3 protein-coding genes, 1 tRNA gene and 1 pseudogene are annotated in these 3,225 nt (G+C 66.9%); 3 read left to right on the top strand and 2 right to left on the bottom strand.

Annotated features, from left to right (window positions below):
* Positions 1–185 precede the first annotated feature (185 nt).
* Positions 186–1,040 (bottom strand): hypothetical protein, encoded by an 855-nt coding sequence (locus AB0I21_RS57210; RefSeq protein WP_360574438.1) that lies wholly within the window; start codon positions 1,038–1,040, stop codon positions 186–188.
* Positions 1,041–1,070: 30 nt separating this feature from the next.
* On the opposite strand from AB0I21_RS57210, the gene AB0I21_RS57215 reads away from it, so the two are divergent.
* The 3 genes from AB0I21_RS57215 (at position 1,071) to AB0I21_RS57225 (ending at position 2,216) form a co-directional block, all read left to right on the top strand.
* Positions 1,071–1,505, top strand: coding sequence for a GNAT family N-acetyltransferase (locus tag AB0I21_RS57215; protein WP_360574440.1), 435 nt, complete (start codon positions 1,071–1,073; stop codon positions 1,503–1,505).
* Positions 1,506–1,572: 67 nt separating this feature from the next.
* Positions 1,573–1,644: transfer RNA gene (locus AB0I21_RS57220), tRNA-Lys, on the top strand.
* Positions 1,645–1,880: 236 nt separating this feature from the next.
* Positions 1,881–2,216, top strand: a complete 336-nt coding sequence (locus AB0I21_RS57225; protein WP_360574442.1) for a hypothetical protein — start codon at positions 1,881–1,883, stop codon at positions 2,214–2,216.
* Positions 2,217–2,614: 398 nt separating this feature from the next.
* Here the strand turns inward: AB0I21_RS57225 and AB0I21_RS57230 are convergent.
* Positions 2,615–2,812 (bottom strand): annotated as a pseudogene (locus AB0I21_RS57230) (site-specific integrase); the annotation flags it as partial.
* Positions 2,813–3,225 lie beyond the last annotated feature (413 nt).

The following is a 3,225-nucleotide window of genomic DNA, read 5'->3' on the forward strand; positions in this document are numbered from 1 at the left end:
TCCGCCGCCGAGACGGACCACGTGTTCGCCGCCGAGGGCTCCGAGTCGGCGTCCTCGAGCGAGTTCCACGAGCTCGAGGCCCTGCAGGCCCGCCTCGACGCCACGTTCGCCGAGGGCACGTTCGCCTCGAACTGAAGTTCTTCGTAGAAAGGGGCCCCCTTCCCCCGGGGCCCCTTTTTCCGTCTTCAGAACTTCGTGGGCACGAGTGCGGCCAGCGCGCTCACGACGAACGGGCTGATGATGACCAGTCCGCTGCGCAGCTCCCCGAACGTCGTCTGGTCGATGCCGAGCAGCTTCTCCAGCTTCGCCCGCTCCTCGGCCTTGTCCACCAGATCACCCAGCGCGACATCCGTGAGCGGGAAGTTGCGGTCGACGAACAGCGCGCACCGGCGGCGCAACGTCGTGCTCGCCGGCACGTACATGACGCCGACGACGAACGAGGCGACCGCCCCGGAGAACAGCACCGCCGCCTTCGGCAGCTCCGCACCCCATCCCGTGGCCGCGCCGTTGACGAGCGTGACGAGCAGCACCAGGAACCCGAGCTGGTTGAGCAGCCGGCTCACCAGCCGCCGCAGGCTGAGCAGGGTGTTGAGCTGCTGCCCCGGCGAGCCCTCGATCCTGCGCCGGGCCACCCGGTGCACCGCGCCGAGCGTCGCCGCCGACGGCAGCGCCCCGCAGATCGCGATCGCCGACAGGGCCAGCCCGCGGCCCGTCAGCCCCTGCTCGCCGAGCACGAACGGCGTGGCCGCCACCAGGCCGACCGCCACCGCCACCGACGCGAGCACCAGGTGCAGCACGTGAAACAGCCGGACCCGGTGCACCGTGCCGAGGTCCCGCCACCGCGCCGCGCCGAACCCGAACGCCTCGCCGCTGGCCGCCCCGAGCACCGCCGCCAGCACCGCGAACAGCACCCACCGCGGCTCGTGCCCGTGCTCCGGGCTCGTCCACGCGATCCACGTCCCGAGCACCGCCCCGAGCAGCATCGCGAGCAGCCGCAGCTCCCCGGTGACCGTCTCCTCGGCATCCTCCAACACCGTCACGCTGGGACAGCCTTTCTGTAGGGTCTGTCCATGGTCACCGTCGCCCCGCTCACCACGGAAGACCGCGCCGCGTGGGAGGTCCTCTTCACCGGGTACAACACCTTCTACGAACGCGTCCTGCCGCCTGACCGCTTCGACGCCGCGTGGGCCGGCTTCCAGGACGACACCCGCATCCACGCCCTCGGCGCCAAGCTCGACGGCCGGCTCGTCGGCATCGCGCACTTCCTCGTCCACGCGAGCATCACCACCGACGACGTCTGCTACCTGCAGGACCTCTTCACCGCCCCGTCAGCCCGCGGCCAGGGCGTCGCCCGCGCCCTGATCGCCGCCGTCGCCGACTGGGCCCGCGCCCGCCAGTGCAACCGCGTCTACTGGTCCACCCACCACACCAACGCCACCGCCCGCCGCCTGTACGACCAGGTCGCCGTCAACCGCGGCTTCATCCTCTACCAGATCCCCCTCTGACCTGCCCCACCATCCAGAGGGAAACACATGCGTGCCACCCCGCCCCGACAAGGTAACCTGTCTGCGCGGGCTGCTAGCTCAATGGCAGAGCTGCGGACTTTTAATCCGTAGGTTCAGGGTTCGAGTCCCTGGCGGCCCACGAGAGATGCAGGTCAGAGCCGGTGCGACGAGCGCCGGCTCTGCCGTTTGGGCCCGATACAGCAGCAAAGTACAGCAGTGAGTGCGGACGAACGCGAGCGTTCAACCCGAAGGAGTGGCAGTGGGCGCCGTGGCGCCGTCCCCCACCGGGAGAAGATCTGCCAGTCTGCGGAGAAGCAGGTTCGTCTGCTGTTCCATGAGTCCGGCGCGTTCTCTGCTTAGCGCCTCGAAGTCGCCGTGAGCAGCCGAGTTCCGCAGACCGGCGCATTGCTCAAGATCCTTAACATCCTGGGCGGTGAGCACATCCGCTTGTCGCAGGGCGGCGCTCAATGTACTGAAGGTCGGTCGAGCTGGAATCGTGATGCTTCGTGCATCCGCGAGCGCGCGCAATGCAATCTCAAGCGCCGCTCCGCAAAGCACGATTGGTGCGGCTGGGTGAGTGTTCCGATCCCGCATCAGTCGGTTGACCTGACTCATAACGTCGGTGCTTACAACGCCAATTTCTTCCCATTCGCGCAAACCGGCAATCTCCACGATTCCAGCATTTACCTGGTCAACCCAGGCGTGCAGTAGGTCACCGAGGGCATGTGCGCTGTTCGCGTCAAAGGAGCCTTCGCTCCGACTCTCGAAAATGGAGACGGCACGCTTGGCCCACAGGCTCTCACCGCCGGCATACTGCCGGAAGAATTCCACCGCCGCTGTCCCGCGAGCTGCAAATTGATGGATCTGCTGAGGGTTGGTCGCAGCCCACCAGCCTCTCGATCCGGAAGAGGAACTCGTAGCCCATCGCATGTCTGTAGTGAGCAGTCCAGCCAGTTCTTGTGCGTAACTGAGTATGTGTTCTTGCTTGCGCACCGCTACTCCCGCAGGAACTCGCTTGATTGGATGGGGCCAATGCTAGACCTACGCTGGACTGGTCGCGACGGACTTACTGCTGTCGCCAAGCGTCAAACTATCTGTCTGATCCGCCACTAACCGAGACTTGCCCCGAGCCGTTTGAGCGCCTCCCGGGTGCTCTTCGACGAGACCACTGTGTAGATCTCCATCGTGATCGAGAACTTGGCGTGACGAAGGATCTGCATCGCGACTCTCGGATGGACGTCGAGGTCTGCCAGTAGCGAGCCGCAGGTCCGCCGCGCGTCCCGGACCGTGATGCGCGGAACGCCAGCCGCATGGCAGCGCCGGTCCCAGTGGCGGTCAAGGCGCCTTCGGCGCGGGCCCCGACGCGGACGCGCCAGAGCCACTACATGCCAAACGTCTTCGGTGCGGACCCGCAGTCGGACAGGCACGGCCCGACGAGCTCCAGCAGATTTGGGCTGCCGCGACGTCCGTCGAGCGAAAGACCGTCGCTCCCGCAGCCGCACCCTCCCCGTATAGCTGAGCACCCGACCCGCCCTGAGGTCCGTGCGTCACTTGCGGTCCGGCGACACCCTCCCCGGCGTCATTCTTATAAAAGGGCCGACCAGGTCAAGGTCGTTCGTCCAGTACAGCAGCCGCATCGAGTCGGTCATGTTGCTGCCGACCATCGCGTGCCTGGCCTGCACGGACAGTTCACCGCCGTAGTGCGCGGCGAGCTCGGTCA

It is taken from the genome of Dactylosporangium sp. NPDC050588 (assembly GCF_040654975.1).
Taxonomy (GTDB): Bacteria; Actinomycetota; Actinomycetes; order Mycobacteriales; family Micromonosporaceae; genus Dactylosporangium; species Dactylosporangium maewongense.